General features: G+C 28.2%; 18 protein-coding genes and 2 tRNA genes. 16 read left to right on the top strand and 4 right to left on the bottom strand.

Annotated features, from left to right (window positions below; genetic code table 4):
* Positions 1–130: 130 nt before the first annotated feature.
* The 3 genes from rplM (at position 131) to MYF_RS02935 (ending at position 1122) form a co-directional block, all read left to right on the top strand.
* Positions 131–565 (top strand): 50S ribosomal protein L13, encoded by a 435-nt coding sequence (gene rplM, locus MYF_RS02945; RefSeq protein ID WP_002557947.1) that lies wholly within the window; start codon positions 131–133, stop codon positions 563–565.
* Positions 566–569: 4 nt separating this feature from the next.
* Positions 570–968 (top strand): 30S ribosomal protein S9, encoded by a 399-nt coding sequence (rpsI, locus tag MYF_RS02940; protein ID WP_002557948.1) that lies wholly within the window; start codon positions 570–572, stop codon positions 966–968.
* A 77-nt stretch (positions 969–1045) separates the two neighbouring features.
* Positions 1046–1122 (top strand) — tRNA-Ile (locus MYF_RS02935).
* Positions 1123–1167: 45 nt separating this feature from the next.
* Here the strand turns inward: MYF_RS02935 and MYF_RS02930 are convergent.
* Positions 1168–1866, bottom strand: a complete 699-nt coding sequence (locus MYF_RS02930) for an L-threonylcarbamoyladenylate synthase (RefSeq protein WP_155897264.1) — start codon at positions 1864–1866, stop codon at positions 1168–1170.
* 180 nt (positions 1867–2046) lie between these two features.
* Complete coding sequence (gene uvrB / locus MYF_RS02925) at positions 2047–4035, bottom strand: excinuclease ABC subunit UvrB (RefSeq protein WP_002557950.1); 1989 nt, start codon at positions 4033–4035, stop codon at positions 2047–2049.
* 201 nt (positions 4036–4236) lie between these two features.
* Between uvrB and leuS the strand changes: the two genes are divergently transcribed.
* The 12 genes from leuS to nusG are packed head-to-tail and all read left to right on the top strand — an operon-like array spanning position 4237 to position 15828.
* A complete protein-coding gene (gene leuS, locus MYF_RS02920; RefSeq protein ID WP_002557951.1) occupies positions 4237–6609 on the top strand; it encodes a leucine--tRNA ligase in 2373 nt (790 codons plus the stop codon).
* 3 nt (positions 6610–6612) lie between these two features.
* Positions 6613–8610, top strand: coding sequence for a DHH family phosphoesterase (locus MYF_RS02915; RefSeq protein ID WP_039387710.1), 1998 nt, complete (start codon positions 6613–6615; stop codon positions 8608–8610).
* Complete coding sequence (gene rplI, locus MYF_RS02910) at positions 8591–9028, top strand: 50S ribosomal protein L9 (protein WP_002557954.1); 438 nt, start codon at positions 8591–8593, stop codon at positions 9026–9028. Before MYF_RS02915 ends, rplI begins: the two co-directional genes overlap by 20 nt.
* Positions 9021–10412: a replicative DNA helicase gene (gene dnaB, locus MYF_RS02905; RefSeq protein ID WP_039387817.1), complete on the top strand. Its 1392-nt coding sequence runs from the start codon at positions 9021–9023 to the stop codon at positions 10410–10412. Before rplI ends, dnaB begins: the two co-directional genes overlap by 8 nt.
* Positions 10412–11644: a CNNM domain-containing protein gene (locus tag MYF_RS02900; RefSeq protein WP_002557956.1), complete on the top strand. Its 1233-nt coding sequence runs from the start codon at positions 10412–10414 to the stop codon at positions 11642–11644. Before dnaB ends, MYF_RS02900 begins: the two co-directional genes overlap by 1 nt.
* The gene (locus MYF_RS02895; RefSeq protein ID WP_002557957.1) at positions 11628–12311 is read left to right on the top strand and encodes a YgjP-like metallopeptidase domain-containing protein; all 684 of its coding nucleotides are present in this window, start codon (positions 11628–11630) and stop codon (positions 12309–12311) included. Before MYF_RS02900 ends, MYF_RS02895 begins: the two co-directional genes overlap by 17 nt.
* Positions 12298–13512: a class I tRNA ligase family protein gene (locus tag MYF_RS02890; RefSeq protein WP_039387707.1), complete on the top strand. Its 1215-nt coding sequence runs from the start codon at positions 12298–12300 to the stop codon at positions 13510–13512. Before MYF_RS02895 ends, MYF_RS02890 begins: the two co-directional genes overlap by 14 nt.
* A 33-nt stretch (positions 13513–13545) precedes the next feature.
* Complete coding sequence (rlmB, locus tag MYF_RS02885; protein ID WP_002557959.1) at positions 13546–14235, top strand: 23S rRNA (guanosine(2251)-2'-O)-methyltransferase RlmB; 690 nt, start codon at positions 13546–13548, stop codon at positions 14233–14235.
* Between the two features lie 23 nt (positions 14236–14258).
* Positions 14259–14804 (top strand): sigma-70 RNA polymerase sigma factor region 4 domain-containing protein, encoded by a 546-nt coding sequence (locus MYF_RS02880; protein ID WP_002557960.1) that lies wholly within the window; start codon positions 14259–14261, stop codon positions 14802–14804.
* 55 nt (positions 14805–14859) lie between these two features.
* Entirely contained in the window at positions 14860–15000 is a 141-nt protein-coding gene (gene rpmG, locus MYF_RS03275) for a 50S ribosomal protein L33 (protein WP_002557961.1), read from the top strand.
* Positions 15000–15236 (top strand): preprotein translocase subunit SecE, encoded by a 237-nt coding sequence (secE, locus tag MYF_RS02875; RefSeq protein ID WP_051054328.1) that lies wholly within the window; start codon positions 15000–15002, stop codon positions 15234–15236. Before rpmG ends, secE begins: the two co-directional genes overlap by 1 nt.
* Before the next feature lie 19 nt (positions 15237–15255).
* Entirely contained in the window at positions 15256–15828 is a 573-nt protein-coding gene (gene nusG / locus MYF_RS02870; protein ID WP_039387704.1) for a transcription termination/antitermination protein NusG, read from the top strand.
* 600 nt (positions 15829–16428) lie between these two features.
* Here nusG and MYF_RS02865 read toward each other — a convergent pair.
* Positions 16429–16518, bottom strand: a tRNA-Ser gene (locus tag MYF_RS02865).
* A gap of 75 nt (positions 16519–16593) precedes the next feature.
* On the opposite strand from MYF_RS02865, the gene tsaD reads away from it, so the two are divergent.
* The gene (gene tsaD / locus MYF_RS02860) at positions 16594–17568 is read left to right on the top strand and encodes a tRNA (adenosine(37)-N6)-threonylcarbamoyltransferase complex transferase subunit TsaD (RefSeq protein WP_002557963.1); all 975 of its coding nucleotides are present in this window, start codon (positions 16594–16596) and stop codon (positions 17566–17568) included.
* Here the strand turns inward: tsaD and MYF_RS02855 are convergent.
* Positions 17546–20386: a lysylphosphatidylglycerol synthase transmembrane domain-containing protein gene (locus MYF_RS02855; RefSeq protein ID WP_002557964.1), complete on the bottom strand. Its 2841-nt coding sequence runs from the start codon at positions 20384–20386 to the stop codon at positions 17546–17548. The two genes, tsaD and MYF_RS02855, sit on opposite strands and share 23 nt — an antisense overlap.
* Positions 20387–20389: the final 3 nt, after the last annotated feature.

The following is a 20389-nucleotide window of genomic DNA, read 5'->3' as shown; positions in this document are numbered from 1 at the left end:
TTAAAAAAATATTGTATAATTTCAATACATTCTAGTATCCTGTTAGTTCATTGCATATTTCTTCCTTGATATCATAGGATTGAATTGCTTTTTTGCATTCACGATTAAAATTAAAATGAAAGGCTGATTTATGAGACAGACAACTTTTGTCAAGCGTGGCGATGTCGAGCAAAAATGGTTTGTAATTGATGCAGAATCAAAAATTCTGGGTCGTTTGGCTGCTTTTGTCGCTTCTCGTTTGCGTGGAAAACATTATCCTCATTTCACTCCACATGTTGATATGGGAGATAAAATTATCATTATTAATGCAGAAAAAGTTTTGTTAACTGCCAAAAAAGAAGATCAAAAATTATATTATAATCACTCAGGCTATCCTGGAGGTCTAAAAATTAGAACAGCGCGTGAGATGAGAGATAAAAAACCGATCGCTTTGTTAGAAAGAGCCATTTTTGGAATGATTCCGCATACAAAATTAGGCGATAAACAGCGAAAAAATCTTTATGTATATCCTGGAACCGAACACCCACACCAAGGGCAAAACCCCGGAAAATTAGAGGTAAAATAACAAAATGAATCGAACAGAATTATCTTATTATGGAACTGGCAGAAGAAAATCATCAGTTGCACGCGTTATTTTGAATCACGGGGATGGACAGTTTAAAATTAACAACCGAATAGCAAAAGAATATTTAAAATCAGATATTTTAATTAAAGACGCATTACAGCCACTATCAATAACAAACACAATGTCAGAATTTAATATTAGAGTTAACGCTTACGGTGGCGGGGCTTCAGGGCAAGCTGGAGCTATTAGGCTCGGAATTGCGAGAGCATTGTTAAAGGTTTCTGCTGATTATCGACCTGAATTAAAAGTTGCGGGGATGTTAACTCGTGATGCTAGGGCAAAAGAACGCAAAAAATTTGGGTTACGGAAAGCCAGAAGAGCGCGTCAATTTTCAAAACGTTAATTTTTTTTTTTTTTTTGCAAAAAATGTATCATAATTATGGTGAATTATTAAAAAAATCATTATAATTAGTAATTTATGGGAGCGTAGCTCAGATGGTTAGAGCACACGACTGATAATCGTGAGGTCGATGGTTCGATCCCATTCGTTCCCACCATATCAAAATATTTTGCAAAATCTCTTTTAAGAGATTTTTTTATTTTTATTTTCTAATTCATTTTTTTGTATCAATATCATAAATTTTCGAAGGTTTTCCAGATCCTTCTTGAAAATTGAAAATTTTACAAATTTGCCAAAATTTTTTTCTTGCTGCGACAAAATTAAGTAGTTTTTGATTGGAAATATTTGCGCTTGTTACAAAAGCAGGTCCGTTTTTTTTCAATATTTCTAAAAGTGGTAATTGATTTGGAATTCGGAATGATTGACCCTCAATTATTAAAGTAGTTGCTCCAGGTCAAAAGTTTTTGCTAATCTTTTTTAATTTTTGATAATTTTTTTTTGTAATTAGTGGTTTTATTTGCCCTAAATTTGCAACTAAGGTCACAATTTTTTTTGAAAAGTCTCGATTTTTGATTGCAAAAAGCGCCATAAAATCAAGGTTTTCATAAAAACTCCCAATTCCTGGTACTGTATCTGTTGTGCATAGAAAAAGTTTTGAATATTTTTCAATTTCAGTCTCAAAAACACGGAAATTTTTATCAAATCAATTTGTAAAGTCTTCATTATTTTCAATGCAAATTAATGCCTTTTCAAAGTCATATTTTCAAAGTAAAATGTGTAAATTATTTGCAAGTTTTAGACAAAATACTTTGTTTTTGGCAACTTTTTCTTGAAAAACCTGATTTTTAGCTATCAAATTTTCACTTGAAAGTCAAAGCAAAAAATTTTTAAAATATTTCAATTTTAAATTAACACTCAAGCGAAAATTTAAATATTTTGAAGTTTTTATTCTAAAAAATACTATAAAAATAGGGATTTTTATTCTTATTTTTTTTTTATTTTTAAAACTAAAAGATAAAAATGAATTTTTAACTTTGTTCGTCAATTTAATTTCTAATTTCATAATAAAAATTTGAAAAAATTATTCTATTTTTAACTTAATTTCTGCGATTAAATCACGGATTTGAATTGCTTCTTCGAAACGATTTTCATCAGCAGCAATTTTCATTTCCTTTTCTAAGATTTTGATATAAGATTCCATTTCTTTTTTGTTATTCAGTTTTTCACGAAAAATCTTGCTGATGTTTAAACTGTTTGGATTGATGCTTTCCGGAATTGGTTTTTTTATTGTTTTTGGGATAATGTTATTTTTTTTATTATATTCTATTTGAATTCTCCTTTTGTTTTTATTATCTTCAATCACTTTTGCGATCACATCAGTAATTTTATCTGCAAAAAGTATCACTTTTCCGTGATCATTTCGGGCGGTTCGTCCGATAATTTGGATTAGTGAGGATTTCGACCTTAAAAAAGAAGGTAAATCAGCTTCAAGAACAAAAATTAGCGACACTTCAGGAATATCAACACCTTCTCGGAGTAAGTTAATTCCAACAATTGCATCATAAATTCCTTTTCGGAGTTTGATTATTACCTCATCGCGTTCAAAAGTAGTCATTTCTGAGTGTAAATAATAAACTTTTTGTACCTTTTGTTCTTGTAAATACTTACTAATTTCTTCAGCAAGTCTTTTTGTTGTTGTTAAAATGAGGCTACGTTCATTTTTTTCTTTTTGCTTTAGTAAAAGTTGGAAAATTTTCTCCATTTGGTTTTCAGTTTTTTCAACTATTATTTCAGGATCAATTAGTCCCGTTGGCCTAATAATTTGTGATACAATTTCACCGTTGGTTTTATCTATTTCATAATTTGCAGGGGTCGCAGAAACATAAATTTTAGATTGTGAATATTTTTCAAATTCATTTAGTTTTAAAGGACGGTTATCAAGTGCCGAAGGAAGGCGAAAACCAAAATCGACAAGATTTTGTTTGCGACTACGATCACCTTCATACATTCCGCGAATTTGGGCGACCATAATATGAGACTCGTCGATAAAAATCAGTCCATCTTTTGGTAGATAATCAAGCAAACAAAAAGGTTTTTCTCCTTTTTGACGTCCGTCAATGTGACGTGCATAATTTTCAATTCCTGAGCAGATTCCAAATTCGCTAAGAGAGTCAATATCGTTATTTACTCGCTCTTTTAGTCTTTGTTTTTCTACTAGTTTGTTATTTTTTTCGAAAAATTCAAGTTGTTCTTCAAGTTCAACCTTGATAGTTTTGATTGCGTGGTCAATGATATTTTTTTTGACACTATAAGCGCTGGCAGGATAAATTATATAAGAATTATAGGATTTTATTATTTTTTTTGAAATTGGGTGGATGGTGTTAATCGCTTCAATCAGGTTTCCAAAAAATTCAATTCTAATTTTGAAAGTATCATTTCAGGCGGGAAAAATTTCTAAAATTTCACCTTTAAGAGAAAAAACACCAGGTTTTTGTTCTAAACTGTTATTTTCATACATGATTCTAGCAAGTTTTAGAGCTAATTCGCTTGGTTTAATTTCTTGATTTATCTCTAAAACCAAAAAATTATCTTGATATTCATCGGGATTAATTGTTCCATAAATTGCAGCAACTGAGGCAATAACTATTGTATCATTTCGCATCATTAAAGCATTTAGGGCCGCCATTCTCATTGTTTCAAGGTCAAAATTTGTCTTACTAGTTTTTTCTAAATAAACATCTTTTGTTGGCAAATATGCTTCTGGTCTATAAAAATCAAAGTATGAAATGTAAAATTCGACACGATTTTCCGGGAAAAATTCCTTAAATTCAGTATATAATTGCGATGCTAAAGTTTTATTATGAGACAAAATTATTACTGGTTTGTTAAAATGGGCAATTACATTTGCCATTGTAAAAGTTTTTCCAGATCCTGTTACCCCCATTAAAATCTGTGATTTTTTTCCACTTTTAATGCCTTCAATCAAACTTTTAATCGCTTTAGGTTGATCGCCATTTGGTTTATATTTTGCATTTAATTTGAATTTTTTAAATTCTTTTTTCACAAACATTTGATATTTAATCACTTTTTAAAAAAATAATAGTAAAAATTCTAACATAAAAAACCTTTATTTTTCAGTATTTTGCTTTCAAATTTAGGAATTTGCATAGAAGAATTCCTAAATTTTTCTACTTTTTACTAAAAGTTAGATTTAACTGTTGATTTCGCTTTTATTTTTTAAGCTTTGTATTATAATTTATATTTATTTATTATGCTTGACCACCGAATCATTGAAAAAAAGTGACAAAATTACTGGTATAAAAATAACGTTTTTCAGACTACCGATTCATCTAAAAAAAAGTTCTATATTCTCGATATGTTTCCCTATCCTTCAGCATCTGGGCTTCATTTAGGCCATCCGATTGGTTATACAGCTTCTGATATTGTTGCAAGATTTAAACGTTTAAACGGTTTTGATGTTCTGCATCCGATGGGTTGAGACGCTTTTGGCTTGCCGGCAGAACAATATGCGATAAAAACGGGAAATCATCCAGGTGGTTTTACAAAGAAAAATATTAAAAATTTTAAAAAACAGATAATTTCTTTTGGATTTTCTTATGACTGAAATAAGGAAGTTAATACTTCAGATCCAGAGTTTTATGAGCAAACTCAGTGAATTTTTAAACTTTTATATAAAGCAAATTTAGCCGAAATTCGTGATGTCGAAGTAAATTGGTGCCCTGAATTAGGGACTGTTTTAGCAAACGAGGAACTAAAAAGAGACAAAAACGGTAATTTTGTTAGTGAAAGAGGAAATTTTCCTGTTGTTTTAAAGAAAATGAAACAATGGGTTTTAAAAATAACTGAATATGCACAGAAATTGTTAGATGGGCTTGATGATGTCAGTTTTCCAGATTCTCTTAAAACTCTTCAAAGAAAATGAATCGGCAAATCCGAAGGATGAAAAGTTAAATTTCCCTTTAAAAACAAAGAAGGGTTTCTTGAAATTTTTACCACAAGAATTGAGACTTTTTACGGTGTTAGTTTCCTTGCAATTTCTCCTTTGCACAGTTTTGCGCAAGAACTTGCAAAGAAAAACGCTGAAATTAGTCAATTTATTAAGCGAAACAGTTTTTTAAGTCCCAAATTACAAAGCAAAACAACAGGAATTTTTACCAACTTATATGTAAAACATCCTTTAAATTCGTGTAAAATTCCGATTTATATTGCAAATTATGTTATAAATGATTATGCTAGTTCAGCAATTATGGGGGTTCCAGCACACAATTTAAACGACTTAGAATTTGCACGAATTTTCAAAATCAACTATATTAGTGTGATAAATTCTGAAAATTTGTTAATAAATTCTGCTGAGTTTAACGGCAAAAATAGTGAGAAAGCTAAAAATTTAATTTTTGAAAAGTTAAAATCAATGAACTTAGCTGAAAAAAGTATAACTTTTCGATTAAAAGATTGAGTTTTTTCTCGTCAGCGCTATTGAGGCGAACCCTTTCCAGTTTATTTTGATGAAACAGGAAAAATTTACCTTGAAGAAAAAATAGTTAAGCTCCCATACAAAGATAAAATAACTCCTTCAGGAGACATGCAATCCCCACTTGCTTCAATAAAAGACTGGGTTTTTTTTGAAAAAGATGGGAAAACTTACCGTCGTGAAACAAACACAATGCCACAATGAGCCGGAAGCTCTTGATATTATTTAGCATTCATTTTAAAAGAAAAAGACAAATATTTAAAATTAAATACAAAACCAGCATTCGAAAAATTCCAAAAATGACTTCCAGTTGACCTTTATATTGGCGGTCAAGAACATGCTGTTGGACATTTAATTTATTCCCGTTTTTGACATAAAGTTTTATTTGAAGCAGGAGTTGTTCCTAATTCTGAGCCTTTTAAAAAAATTATTCACCAAGGAATGTTGCTAGGTCCTGATGGCCAAAAAATGTCTAAATCCAAAGGAAATGTAATAAATCCAAGTCAAGTTATTGAAGAATACGGCGCTGATTCTGTTAGACTTTTTTTGATGTTTATGGGACCAATTAGTGAAAACCGGATTTGAGATGAAAATGGGCTAAAATCAATTTATAACTGAATTCAAAGAGTGATTAGAACTATTTTAACAGATTATGAAATCGAAGAATCTCTTGAAAAAGACCATGAATTTACGTATTTTTTTAATAATTTTGTTTTTGAAATAACAGCTTTAATTGAAAGTTTTAAATTTAATGTGGCAATTTCAAAATTAATGGCTTACATTAATTTTTTAAACAAAAAGCAAAAAATACCTTCTAAAAAATATTTAACAGATTTTTTAATAATTTTCTCAGTTTTTGCACCACATATAGCTGAGGAGTTGTTAGAAAAATTAGGAGAAAAGCCATTAAATTTACAAAGCTGACCACAATTTGATAAAAGCAAAATTGTGAAGTATACTTATAATTTACCAGTTTCAGTTAATGGGAAAAACCGTGCAATTTTAGAATTAAACGAGGCTAAAAGCAAAGACGAAATTATTGAAATAGCAAAAAAAGACTGTAAAATACGTAAATATTTGAATGGCATGCAAATTAGCAAAGTGATTTTTATACCCAAAAAAATACTAAACTTTATTGTAAAAAGTATCTAAACCATGAAAAAATTTTTATTTCCATTCACGATATCATTTTTAAGTTTTTTGGCTGAAATTCTAACTTTGTTATTGAAAGTTATTTATTATGATAACTTTGATTTTTACCTTTTTTTTAGTATTGCAGTTTCGATTTTTGTTATTTTTGTCATTTCTTTAACAATTGGGATAATTGTTTTTTATCAGTTTATCTTAAAACAAAATCACTTTTATTACCAGAAATTCGACCTTATAAACGAGGAAAATAACCTTGGAATTATTAATTTATCATCCACTTATAAAATTGTTAAAGTCTCAAAATATGTTAAAAATTTATATCCTGAAAGACTTGTTAACCGCGACATTTTTTATTTATTTCCTCAGTACAAAAAAGCAGAAGATATTCCCCCAAAATTCGAAATTAAAAGAGGAAATAATTGATTTGAAATAAATTTTAATAAATATGCATACTGAATTTCATATCGTGACATCACACTTTTTAAGTCTATTTCGCAAGGTTATGAAAATAATTCACTTGTTTTTGCTGAAGTTGAAGTTGACAATCTTGTGTCTTCAAATTTTCGAAGCAGTGACCAAGACTATCCAAAAATAAAAATTTTCATCAATGATTTTTTTGAGAAACTAGCACAAAAATACGGCTTTTTATACAAAGAATATGCTGATGGTAGAATTATGTTAGTTTTACATTATGAAACTTTTACAATTTGGCAAAAAAATCATTTCTACATTTTCCGTGATGCAAGTATAAAAATTGATAAAACAACAGAAGTTTGGTTTTCAGTTGGTTTTGGAATTGGCACTACAAACTTGGTTGAGATAAAAAGGCTCGCAAATGAGGCGCTAATTTTTTCAAAAACACGTGGTGGAAATCAGGTTTCAATTTATCCTTACGGCAAAAAACCCTTTTCATATGGATCTTATAGTGAATCGCTTAGCCATCACTCGCTTGTAAAATTAAAGCGTATTTCCCGGATTTTAGTCGAAAAATTAGTGAAAATTAACAACATCATTATATATGGGCATATTAATTCTGATCTTGATTCCTTTGGTTCTGCCTATGTTTTAGGTAATTTTTTAAAAAGATATGCGGAGGTTATTTACAAAAAAAAAATAAATTTTTATATCCAAAACCGGACTTTTGATCCAACAACAACTCGTTTTTTATCGCAAGCTGACTTTAAAATAAAAAAAGAAATATTTATTTCTCCGGCTTTGGCTTCAAAAATTACGTTGGCTTCAAAGAATAATGATACTTGCCTTGCCATTTTAGTTGATGTCTCTGATGTTGAAAGGATCGAAAATTCAAGAGCTTTTGACCATATTAACTTAGAAAATGTTTTTATTTTTGACCATCACGGAATTAATTCAAAAATGCAAGGACTTTTAGAGCTAATTCACGATTATATTGATGTTTCTTCTTCTTCGACTTGTGAAATTATAACGAATTTAATTCTTTTAACTTTTCATTCGGATTTGACAATTGACCAAGAATGAGCACAAATTTTATTAAATGGTCTGTATGTTGATTCTGCGCAATTGCGAAAAACAGTAAGTTCTTCCACTTTTGCCGCCGTTTCTGCGCTTGTCCGTTGAGGCGCAAAAACTACAAAAACAGCCGAATTTCTCAAATTAACAGAAAATGAATCGAAAATAATAAAAGAAATTTTAGAAAATGCAACCGAAATTAAGCAAGGTTTTTTTCTTTCAAGTTTAGATCGTGAAATTGATACTGATCTTGTTTCAATTGCCTGTGAGCAAATTTTAACAGTAAAAAATCGCCAAGCAGCCTTTGTTGTTGCTAAACTACCCCAACAAAAAAATTATAAAATGTCAGCAAGAAGTCTTGAAAACGTTAATGTTCAATACATTGCAGAACAAGTTGGTGGCGGGGGGAATTATACATCAGCAGCAGCTTATTCAACTGTTGAGACATTTTCTGAGTTTGTTGAGAATATAAAACAAGCAATTAAAAGGAGAGAATATGAAAGTAATCCTAATTAAGGACACAAAAGCCGGGAAAGCGAACACAATTGTTGAGGTGTCACCAGGCTATGCAACCAATTTTTTGTTCAAAAATAATTTAGCTGAACCTTTCAATTCAAGAACAGAAAGGCTTTTAAACCAACGAAAACAAAAAATCGCCGAAGAGTATAAAAATAAGAAGGATCAAGAAATACAACTAAAAAATGAAATTGAAAATATTGTGCTATGGTTTAAACTAAAAGGGACAAACAATTTTGCCCATGGGGCAATATCTGCTAAAAAAATCAAAAAAGAGCTGGAAAATAAAGGAATTTTTGTTGATAAACAAACTATTCAAACTAGTGGAATTCAAACTTTTGGTACTAGTTTCATAAACATAAAATTAAGCTCTAATATTGTTGCCAAACTAAAAATAAATGTTATTAAAGATGAATAATTCACGATATACTTCTCCTGAAATAGAATCATTTATAATTTCTTTTTTGCTTTCAAATCCAGATAAAATTATTAATTTTATTGATGTAATTAACCCTAATGATTTTAGTGTTAAAAATTTAGCTGAAATCGCGAAAGCAATAAAAAAAGTTGCAAATCAAACAAGGGAACCTGAGGTTAGTTTAATTCTTCAGGAGCTAGAAAATTCGAGAAAATTATCCGAAATTGGTGGAAGGGCTTATATTGCTTCTTTATATAATAGCGATTTTTCTCTGCCCACCGAAATTACAGGGCATTTAAGAATTTTAAATGAGAAAAAAATGTTGCGGGAGCTAAAAAAAATAGTTGATGAATCGGCAAAGGAACTAAATTCGAGCTCAAAATTTTCTCAGGAAATCACCTCAGAAATACTTCATAAAATCAATCTTTTGAATTTTAATACTACAAATGAAACATATATTTCAATTTACGAGGTTGCCCTTCAAATTTTTCAATATTTAACGGAATTACGCACAAATAAAAATACAATTAAAGGAATTTCGACAGGTTATGATAATTTAGATCTTATAACTTCCGGCTTCCAAAAAGGAGATTTAACAGTGCTTGCGGCTCGGCCTTCTGTCGGAAAAACAGCTTTTGCATTAAATCTTGCATGAAATGTTTGTGAAAGTGGCAAATCTGTTTTATTTTTTGCTCTAGAAATGTCCAATTCTGATTTAGTTACAAGACTTCTTGCTTTAATTTCAGGGGTTGAATCTATAAAGTTTAAAATGCCAAAAAATTTAAAACCTGAAGATCTTAAAGCAATTGAAAACGCGATTGAAAAACGTATTAAAAAATGCAAATTAATTATTAATGACTCAGGTTCAATAAATATTGATGATATTTATTGGCAAGTTCAAAAAAGATACCGTAATAACCAAAAGTACGATTTGATTATTTTTGATTATTTGCAGTTAATTAATTCAACTATGAAAAATCAAAATTATAACCGCCAAGTTGAAGTTTCAATTATTTCCCGAAGATTAAAGCAACTAGCAAGAGAAGTTGAAACACCAATTTTAGCGCTTTCCCAACTCTCAAGAAATGTGGAACGACGGGAAGATAAAATACCGCTACTTTCAGATTTGCGAGAATCTGGAGCAATTGAGCAAGACGCTGATATTGTTGCTTTTTTGCATCGCGATAATTACTATCATAAAAAATCTGAACAACATGAAGAAAAAACAGGCCCTAATACAAAATTAATTATTGCAAAACATCGAAACGGACCAATAGGAACGCTATTTTTTGATTTCTTTCCTGAGTTTGGAAAATTTAGCCCCGCTATTTTAGATTATTCATATAACAAAAAAGATGTTGATAATTTAGGATTGGATGAATAATGGCTTTGTATTTTGTAGTTTTATCGGTTGTTTTAATTTTTTTATTTTTTATTTCAGCAATTTTTTCCGCCAGCGAAACTGTGTTTACAGCAACAAGTCGGGTAAAAGTTGATGAAAATATTGCAAATTCATTTTGAGGAAAGAAACAAATTTTAAAATATTATGATAATTATGAAAAGACTCTAACCATTATTCTAATTTGAAATAATATTGTAAATATAGGAATTTCTATTATAATTTCCACTTTTTTTTCCAGTTTGCCTATTAATGAATCACTGCAAATTTTAATTTCAATTGCTAGCACAACACCTCCTTTAATTATTTTTGGCGAAATTTATCCCAAAATTTTTGGACGGAAAAAGCCGATTTTATTTCTAAAATGCTTTTGATTTTTTATTGCATTTTTTTATTATTTTTTGTATCCGCTCGCAACTTTGATGACTAAATTTGTAAAAAAGATAAACATAACAAATACAGAAAATGAACTCAAAAAAATTATTTTGCAAGCTCAACGAGAAGAGGTTCTAGAAAAAGACGAATCGGATTTAGCAATTCGCGCACTTGAATTTGACTCTTTTAAAACCGCAAAACATTTTACAAAATTAAAAGATGTTGTTTATGTCGATTATGCCGATAGTCTTGATTCAATAAAAAATGTTATAATTGACCACAATTTTTCCCGAATTCCTGTCTGAAAGGATGATAATTTTATCGGAATTTTGCTCTCAAAAGACATTTTGCACCTTGACAAATTTGATATTAATGATTATATAATCGAAGCTCCTTTACTTTTAGCTAATAATTTAATTAAAACAAACTACGAAATTTTAAAAAAAGCAAAATCTCACCTTGGTTTTGTAATTGAATCGGAAAAAAATAAAAAAGTTATTGGAATTATTACTTTTGAGGATATTCTCGAATGTTTATTTGGACCAATTTATGATGAATATGACTACCGTGATAATCTAGATTTTTATCAGATTAATCCAAACCAAATAACAACAAAAGGCCAAACAAATATCAGAACAATAAATAAGGCACTGAAAATTGATTTGCCTACTAGTTTTAAAAATTTAAATCGATGACTTTTGGCACAAAACCCTAAAAAGAAACTTATTTTAGGGACCAAAATTTATTTTAATTCGCCTAGCTACAACTTAGAATTTGAAATAATCGCCAAAAATTCTAATGTTATTGAAGTAAAAATAACTAAAAATGAAAACCAAATATAAAAAGCTAAATATTGAATTTGATGGTAAGTTTTATTCAATTTTTGTCGATTATACAACTAAAATCTCTCGTATTATAGTAAAAATGGTCGATGATTTCATTCTTGTTCGTTCAAGCCCACTTATAAAAGAAGAGGAATTAGTTAATATAGTCAAAAATTCTAGTTTTTTTCAAAAAGTAATTAAAATTCTACCAAAACGGGCAATAATTAACTTTTTTGAGTCAAGTTTTTACCTTTTTGGGAAAAAATACTATTATAATTTAGTAAAAACACAAAATAAACTTTTTTTGCAAGCTGAGAATTTAGTTTTTTCACTACCAAGAGTAAGAAATATAGAAAAACGAATAGAAAAAGCTTTATACAATTTTTTTTCTGAATATTTAAAAAAGAGAACAAATCATTGGTCTAAAATTTTAGACACTCCTAAATATGAAATCAAAGTATCTCGCAAAAACACTTCCTGAGGAACAAATTATCATCGTAAAAAAATTCATTATAGTTATTTTTTACTGCCTTTTTCCAAAGAAATCATAGATTATGTCATTGTGCATGAACTTATTCATCACTTTTTTAGTAAGCATAATAAACTTTTTTGAGAAAAAGTTGGTAAAATTATTTCAAATTATAAGGAACTAATAAAAAAACTAAATAATTATGAACTTAATTAAAAAAAGCATGAGTGTTTATCTTTGCGGGCCGACAGTTTATGACGATATTCACGTTGGAAATTTGCGTGGGATAATTATTTTTGATGCTATTTTTGAATATTTAGAAAAAGATAAAAGCGTTAGAATAAATTTTTTGCATAATATCACCGATATTGACGATAAAATTATTGAAAAATCCTTAGAATTACGCATTTCTGAGCATGAGTTAACCGAAAAATATGCTAGACAATATTTAGAAATTCTTAAAATTTTTAATATAAAAAAACCAACAAAAATTGTCAAGGTGACACAAAAAATGGAAGAAATTATTAAATATATTACCATTTTAGAAAAAAAAGGTTTTACATACTATAACGAAAATAATGATTTAGTATTTAATACAAGCAAAATCTCAAACTACGGAATCATTTCTGGGCAAAAAAAAGAATTATTGATGCAAAAAAATAATAAAAATACAAAATCAAATAATGATTTTGTTTTGTGGAAAATAACAAAAAAAGGCTTAACTTTTGCATCGCCTTTTGGCTTTGGAAGACCTGGTTGACACACAGAATGCGCAGCTCTTATTTATGATTATTTTGGTGAGAATTCGCTTGATTTGCACGGAGGTGGTGTTGATTTAATTTTTCCGCATCACGAAAATGAGAATGCCCAACATTTTGCGCTTTCACAAAATCCAATTTCCAAAAATTGATTTCGTGTAGGGATTGTGAATCTTAATGGAAAAAAAATGGCAAAGTCATTACAAAATGTAATACTAGCAAAAGATTTTGCAAAAAAATATAATCCTGATATTATCAGAAATATTTTTTTGTCAATAAACCCGACAGCGCCAATTAATTTAACTGATGAAATAATTAAAAATCATAAGAAAATAATTGAAAAATATGAAAAAGTTTTTTTTGATTGATATTTTGATACGAAAAATGCGGACATAGAAAAATCTTCTGCAGTTCTTGATTTGTTTGTTGAAGGCAAATTCGCAAAGGCCAACTTTTTAATTTCGGAATTAATAAAACAAAAAGAAACTGCTATTCTAAGAAATATTTTCACAAAATTAAGATTTAATTTCACAAAAAAGATTTTAAAGCCAGAAAGTTTGAAAAAAATTAAAATCTGAAAGCAATTAAACGATGAAGGGAAATCTGATCAAGCCAATAAAATTCGCGAAGAATTATGAAAAATGTTTCAAAATTCATAATTTTTTCTATGTTGCTTTCGAAAGATAAAAAGTATGGTTAAATATGTTTGTGGCAAAAATTCATTAGTTGACGCAATCAAAAATGGGTATGTTTTTAAGGAAATTTACCTTTTAAAGCCTATAACAGATATAATTTTTTTAAATCAAAAAGTAAAAATTGTAAGCCGCGAATTTTTAGATAAACTTGTTAGTGTTAATCACCAAGGTTTTGTTGGTGTTGTTGAAAATTTCAGATTTTTTGAAATTGATATATTAAAAAAAGATAGGCCAGAAATCGTTTTAGTTCTTGATCATATTTATGATCAAAATAATCTTGGAAACATCATTCGAACAGCAAATTGTTTCGGAATTCAGCATTTAATTTTGCCTAAAAGACGTGCGGCAAAATTAAATGAAACTACTTTAAAAGTTTCATCTGGAGGCTTTGTTGGAATTAAATTTATCCTAGTTAATTCTATTGTTGCTGCAATTAATACATTAAAAAGACTTGGTTTTTGAATTTATGCCACCGACCTTAATGAAAAAAGTATAAAAATCCAGGAAATTCAGTTTAATTATCCCTGTGTAATAATTTTAGGCAATGAATCTACTGGAATCCAAAAAAGTACATCATATGCAAGTGATCAAACTTTTTTTATTCCAATTGAAGGTACAGTCGATTCTTTAAATGTCACTGTTGCAACTGGAATTATTCTTTTTTTTCTAAAACAAAACAAAAAATAAAGGAATAGAAAAATGTGTTTTCTATGTGATTAGATCGAAAAGAAAAAATAAAAAAAAACAAACGTTATCTCAAGGTTTTAAATAAATACTCACATATTTTGTTAGCCTGTTCAAAGCAAGTAATGAGAATTTTCCCGCAAATACCGATAGCATATTTTGATTTATTTAACGCATCAATCGAAAAATTTGTGGCGCTATATGAAAAATTTGATCCTAGTTTAGGCATTCCGCTTGAAAATTATCTTGTGTATAAAATTAAGTTGTTTATGTTAGGTTATGCAACTTCATTTACAACAAAAAATTATCAAGTCGCTAATTTTTCAGTTTCGCTAGATGAATTGGCTGAAACTATTCAGTTTACTGCTGATTTTGATTTAGAAAACTATGAAATTCAAGATATTTATAAGCGAATAACAAATTCACTTGATGAAGTTGAGCATGAAATGTTTCAAATGTTTTTTATTAAGGATCTCCCAACAAAAGAAATAGCAAGAAAAATCGGGATTACGACTCAAAAAGTTAATGATTTTGTTCGAATAACAAATATTAAATTACGTAATTTTTTTTAGTTTATAGGTTATAATTATATTTTATAAAATTTAGTCATTCTATTTTATAATTCCTATGAAAAAAAAAATTAGTTTAAGTTGTTTTATTTGTAAAAATCGGAATTATAAAACAAATAAATCGGTTGAAAACCGGCTTCAAATTAACAAATTTTGTAAAATTTGTCGCAGACCTACTTTACATCAAGAGGAAAAATAGTGAAGGGAAAAAATAAAAAAGAACCTAAAATAACAAAAGAGAAAAAAAAACGCGAGAAAAAGCATTTTTTTCGTCTTTTTGTAAAAGAAATGAAAAGAGTGAAATGGCCTAGTGCTCATGTTAGTTTTAAAAGTTTTGGTCAGTCACTTATTTTTTCACTTATTTTTATGGTTGTTTTTTTGGGAGTTACAGTTATTGCGGCTATTATTTGAAATCAAGTCGGTGTCGGAATTTAGACAAAGGGTTGCAACTATTATGAAAATTTATAAGTGATATATGATTTCAACTATTTCCTCAAAAGAAGATACCGCAATTAGCTTACTTAAAAACCGAGTTAAATATGAAAATTTGGAAGAGCATTTCCAGGAAATAATCAAATTTGATGTTCCTTATTATGAAGAAGATCTTAAAAAAGTCGGCGAAAAAAAGCTAAAATATCGAAATTTATATAAAGGTTATTTTTTTATTAAAATGAACATGGTGGACAAAGCTTGGTTTGTGGTGCGAAATACTCAATATGTGACAGGTCTTGTTGGTTCTCATGGTCGGGGAACAAAGCCTACACCAATTTCTTTGCGGCAATTTGAAAGAATGAAAGATAATTGAAATCAAAAAATCCTTAGTTTTCAACAAAATAATGATGGTGCAATCAGTTGAGAAATTGGTGATTGAGTGAAAGTTACACAAGGTCCTTTTTCTGATGATTTTGGGAAAATTATTGAAATGAATGAGACTAAAACCTTAATAACTGTCGAGCTTGAAAATGTCTTTGGCCGCCGGGCACCAGCAACATTTGAATATAAAAATTTAAAAAGAGTAAATGACTAAAAATAATTAAAACAAACTTCCTTCTCTGGCGCGAAAATTAAATAAAATTCAAATAAAATGATATGTTTTAAAGAATTTTGAATTAATTTTTGCTGCCTTTTTCTTTTTTAAATAAAAAAATAATTTTTTGGTTAAATTAACGCTTAAACTTGCTTAAAAAATAAAAAATCACATAAAATAAATGATTTTTTTATATTTAAAGATTTTTAAGAAAAATTTTGGAAAAAATTAGTAAAAACGACTATAAAAGTTTATTCTTATATTTGCTTTAATAGAAAAGAAAAACCAGAAATTTTCTGTTGTTTAAAATTTCTGGTTTTTTATTAGTATAACTATATTATTATTATTATTATTTATTAAATAAAAGGAGTTGCCCTAAATAAAAAATATAAAGGAAAATAAAGAAATAATTTTAATGTTTATAACACAAAGTTTAATACAAAACAAGTAAAAGGAAGTCTGAAAATATGGTTTTGTAATAATAGAAACTATAATAAGAGATTAAATTATAAAGTGAAAGAAATTTATCTATTTTAACCAAATATAAAAATAAAATCGAAATCAAAAAATAAATCAAATTTTTTGAACCAATATAAAATATGGCGGGTCAGACAGGATTTGAACCTGCGCGGGATTAATTCCCCTAACGCGTTAGCAGTGCGTCCTCTTCAGCCTCTTGAGTACTGACCCCAGTGTTTAAAATTTATATTATAATTATAGCATGTCATCAAAATATACAAAATAAAAATTTAAAAAGAAGAGAAAATGAAAATTTTAGGTATTGAAACTTCTCATGATGATGCATCAATTGCGCTTTTAAATGAAAATAAGGTCGAAATTTTGCTAACAATTAGCCAAATTGACCTACAACAAAAATTTGGTGGAACAATTCCGGAACTTGCATCTCGTGAGCACACGCGAAATTTAGCAATAATTTTAGAAAAATTATTAGAAAAAAAAGTTGATTTTTCTGCAATTGATGCAATTGCTTATACCAAAAACCCTGGATTAATTGGTTCTTTAAAAATCGGTTTTTTATTTGCAAGCGCACTTTCACTCTATTTTGAAAAGCCCTTAGTTCCAATTAATCATCTTTTAGGGCATTTTTGGTCTGCTAATCTCGAAAGTGAATTAGAATTTCCAGTGCTTTCCCTTCTTATTTCAGGAGGGCACAGTCAGTTAATCTGAGCTTCAAGCGAAGAAAATTTGGAAATTATTGGATCTACAATTGATGATGCGCTTGGAGAAATTTATGATAAAATCGGAAGAAATTTAGGGTTGGCTTTTCCAGGTGGGCCCAAGATTGATTTAATTTCGCAGGAAAATACAATAAAAAATGAAGAATTAATCGATTTTAGTTTGCCAAAAATCCTTAAAAATACGCTAGATTTTTCGTTTAGCGGGTTAAAAACCCAAGTGGTAAATTATATTAATAATTTAAAGAAAAAAAATGAACTTTCTGAAAAACAAACTGTAAATATCGCAATTTCATTTCAAAAAACGGTCATAAAATACTTAAAAAGGCAGCTTGATCTTGCGCTTTTAAGTAAAAAGAATGTTAAAACTTTAACTTTAGTAGGAGGTGTTGCTGCTAATTCTGAAATTCGTGAATTAATTAAATATTATGAAAAAAATTATAAAATTGTAATTCCGAACAAAATTTTTTGCACTGATAATGGTGCTATGATTGCAAAAGCAGCAGAAATTTTTATCAAAGTTAATGGACAAAAATTAAAATAAATAATGAAATTGTAATTATTCCTCAAAAAATTAAGACGTAGCGGAAAAAATTAGTATCATGTTTTTTTAGTTCGTAATTAAGAGTTAAATTATTTTTCATAGTTTTCCGAATTTCTTTATAACGGTCAATTCTTTTTTCGCCTATTCACACAGTAAAAATTCCAATTCCGGAAATTAAATAAGGCAAAAATCAGGTAAAAATTCTGTTTGCAAAGTTGAAAATATCTAAATTAACAGCCGTTTTTTCACTAAAAAAGCTATGAAAAATTAATTTAGTAATTACATCGGCTGTGCCAACTCCACCAGGTGAAGGAGATAAATTATTCGAAATTTGTAGGATTGTAAATCCTGATAAAAATTTCAAATAATGCATAAAATTAATGTTTTTTAAGTTGAAGCCACCTTTTTCCATTGCTAAAACCAAAATAGCAAATGAAAAATTAATGAAAAAGACTGGTAATTTATAAATAAACAGTATTTTAGTCAGTAGCATTTTATTCGAAAGTACTTCGCTAAAATGTTTTTTGAAATTGTCCATTAAAAATTGAAACCGAAATTCTAACCGTTGTCTATCTTCAATTTTTTTGAAAAAATTGAGATTCAAAAATCAAACAAAAATTTTAATTAGAGAATATTGCAATTTTTTCCAAAGCGAAATAATAGCAATTATTAATAAAACAAGCGCGTTAAGAAAAATATTTACAATCAGTCAAATAAAAAAGATAACTTTTTCTCATGAATCAAGGTTAAAAAGTTCTTGATAAAATACAAAACCGATAGGAATTAGAACCAAACCAATCAATAAATTAAAAACTTGATGGACAAAAGCATTGTAAGTTAAAGTTGCGCTAATATTTTTTAGTGGATATTGTTTTCGTTGCAAGTATCAGTAATAACTTATCTCGCCTCCAAAGGAAAAAGGAGTGGAAAATTGCATAAATGTTGCGATAAAAGCCCCCACAAACAGATGTTTAAATCTTGTTTTTATTCCTTGATTTTTAAAAACTTGACGTAATTGAAAGGCCGTGCTAATATTCCAAAAAAGCATATAAATAATAGCGCCGACAAAAATTAGTCGATTTAAGCGAGGAAAAAAGAAAAAATCATAAAATTTCACAAAAATTTTTGTCGGCGAACCATCAACAAAGCTTAAATTATAAAAATTATAAAATAAAATTATTAAGATCAGAATGATTATACTAATAAAAATTGAAAATTTGATTATGTTCTTTTTTTTATTAGATTTTGTTAAAATTGCGTCTTTATTAACAAGTTTTAATCTATCAATTAAGGCATTTTCAAGAAAAACCGCCTGTTTTTCAGTGTGATTTTTAGCTAAAAAGTGCGTTGAAAGTGTTAATTTTTGTTTTGGTTTAAAATAATTTAGAGTATAAAAATCATTTTTTTTTAAATTAACTTTCAGATTTATTGATCTTTTATCAAGGCTAGAATTTGTAATGTGAAAACCTTGGGGTTTAAGTTCGCTACTTTTTTCATTAATAAGTAAATTTACAATTTTGTCAAAATTAGAAGGTGGAATTTCTAGGCTAATTTTGCGATGAAAAACCATGTTAACTTCGTTTTTCATTACCTTAATAATATCAAGGATGTTTTGATTATTTTTAGCGAAAAATTCGAAAACTTTTATGTATCAAAGCGCTGAAAAATGGGAGCTTATCCCAAAGCAAGTATCTTTTTTTGTGTTTTTGGGTATAAAGTGTATGCTTTCTGCAGTTATAAGTACAATTTCTTCTTGATTTTGGGATTGAATTTTGAGAATTGCTGTTTCAGGATTTTCACGATATTCACAGTATCTTCAAATTTTTGCATTAAAATTTTTCTGAACATAATCGATAATGTAATCATCGCTTTGTTGGCTTACCAAAAAATATTTTCCGTTTTGTCAATTTTGGCGAAGGTAGTTAAGAAATAATAGTTGTAAATCCTTTTCTTTGATAATATTAAAATTAAAATTTTTACGATAGGCGGCAACAATTTTGTTTTTTCTTAGTCAGAAAATTATGTTGGTACCAAATTTTGCGCTAGTCGTGATTTTTTTTCAAATTATTGAACTATCACTAACATGTTTCATTATGTTTTCGATTGTAAAAATTTTTTTAATTGGCAAAAATTTAATTGTTTTAAGGTTAAAATTACTTTTTAAAAAATTTGCTAAAAAATTAGAATCAGGATCATAAAACTGGTATAATTTTTGTAGATTTTCCAAATTTAAATTTAAATATGTTTGAAGTTTAAAAATATTTTCATAACTAATCGGGAATTTTTCGGGCTTTACGATTTGATCATTTTTGAAGAAAAAAGGGGTTTTTTCAGCCGAATTAATGAATTTTTCTTCTTCCAATGTCAAAAAAGTTAATTTTTTTTTAAAAAATGTTATAATTCCAGGGTTAGAATTTTTACTAGTTCAATTTATTTCGATATCAATTAAAAAATCAAAATTACTGTTTATAAAATAATGACGCGCTAATTTTTGTGAATAACCAAAATTTTCATTAAAAACTAAAACTTTTCTTGTTGGATCTTCAGCGATAATACTATAAAAAATTGAAGCAAAAGCGATTCCAAAATTATTGACACTATTATTTATCAAAATTTTATTAAATCCCTTTTCTCTTAAAAAAGCAGAAATTATTGTTGCTAAACTATATATGTAATTTTCGTTAATTGAATTGGGTTTGTTTGAAATAAAGCCAATAATTTTTGAATTACTAACTTCAAGAGGCGATTCATAATTAAAGGAAATTAAATTTTGGCTCTGCAAAATTGGTTCTGAACTAATTTCTAATGCGGATTTCATATT

The sequence above is a fragment of the Mesomycoplasma flocculare ATCC 27399 genome, assembly GCF_000815065.1.
In the GTDB taxonomy this organism is placed as follows: domain Bacteria; phylum Bacillota_I; class Bacilli_A; order Mycoplasmatales; family Metamycoplasmataceae; genus Mesomycoplasma; species Mesomycoplasma flocculare.
Note: the sequence above shows the minus strand (reverse complement) of the source record. Positions and strands in the feature narration are given on the sequence as shown.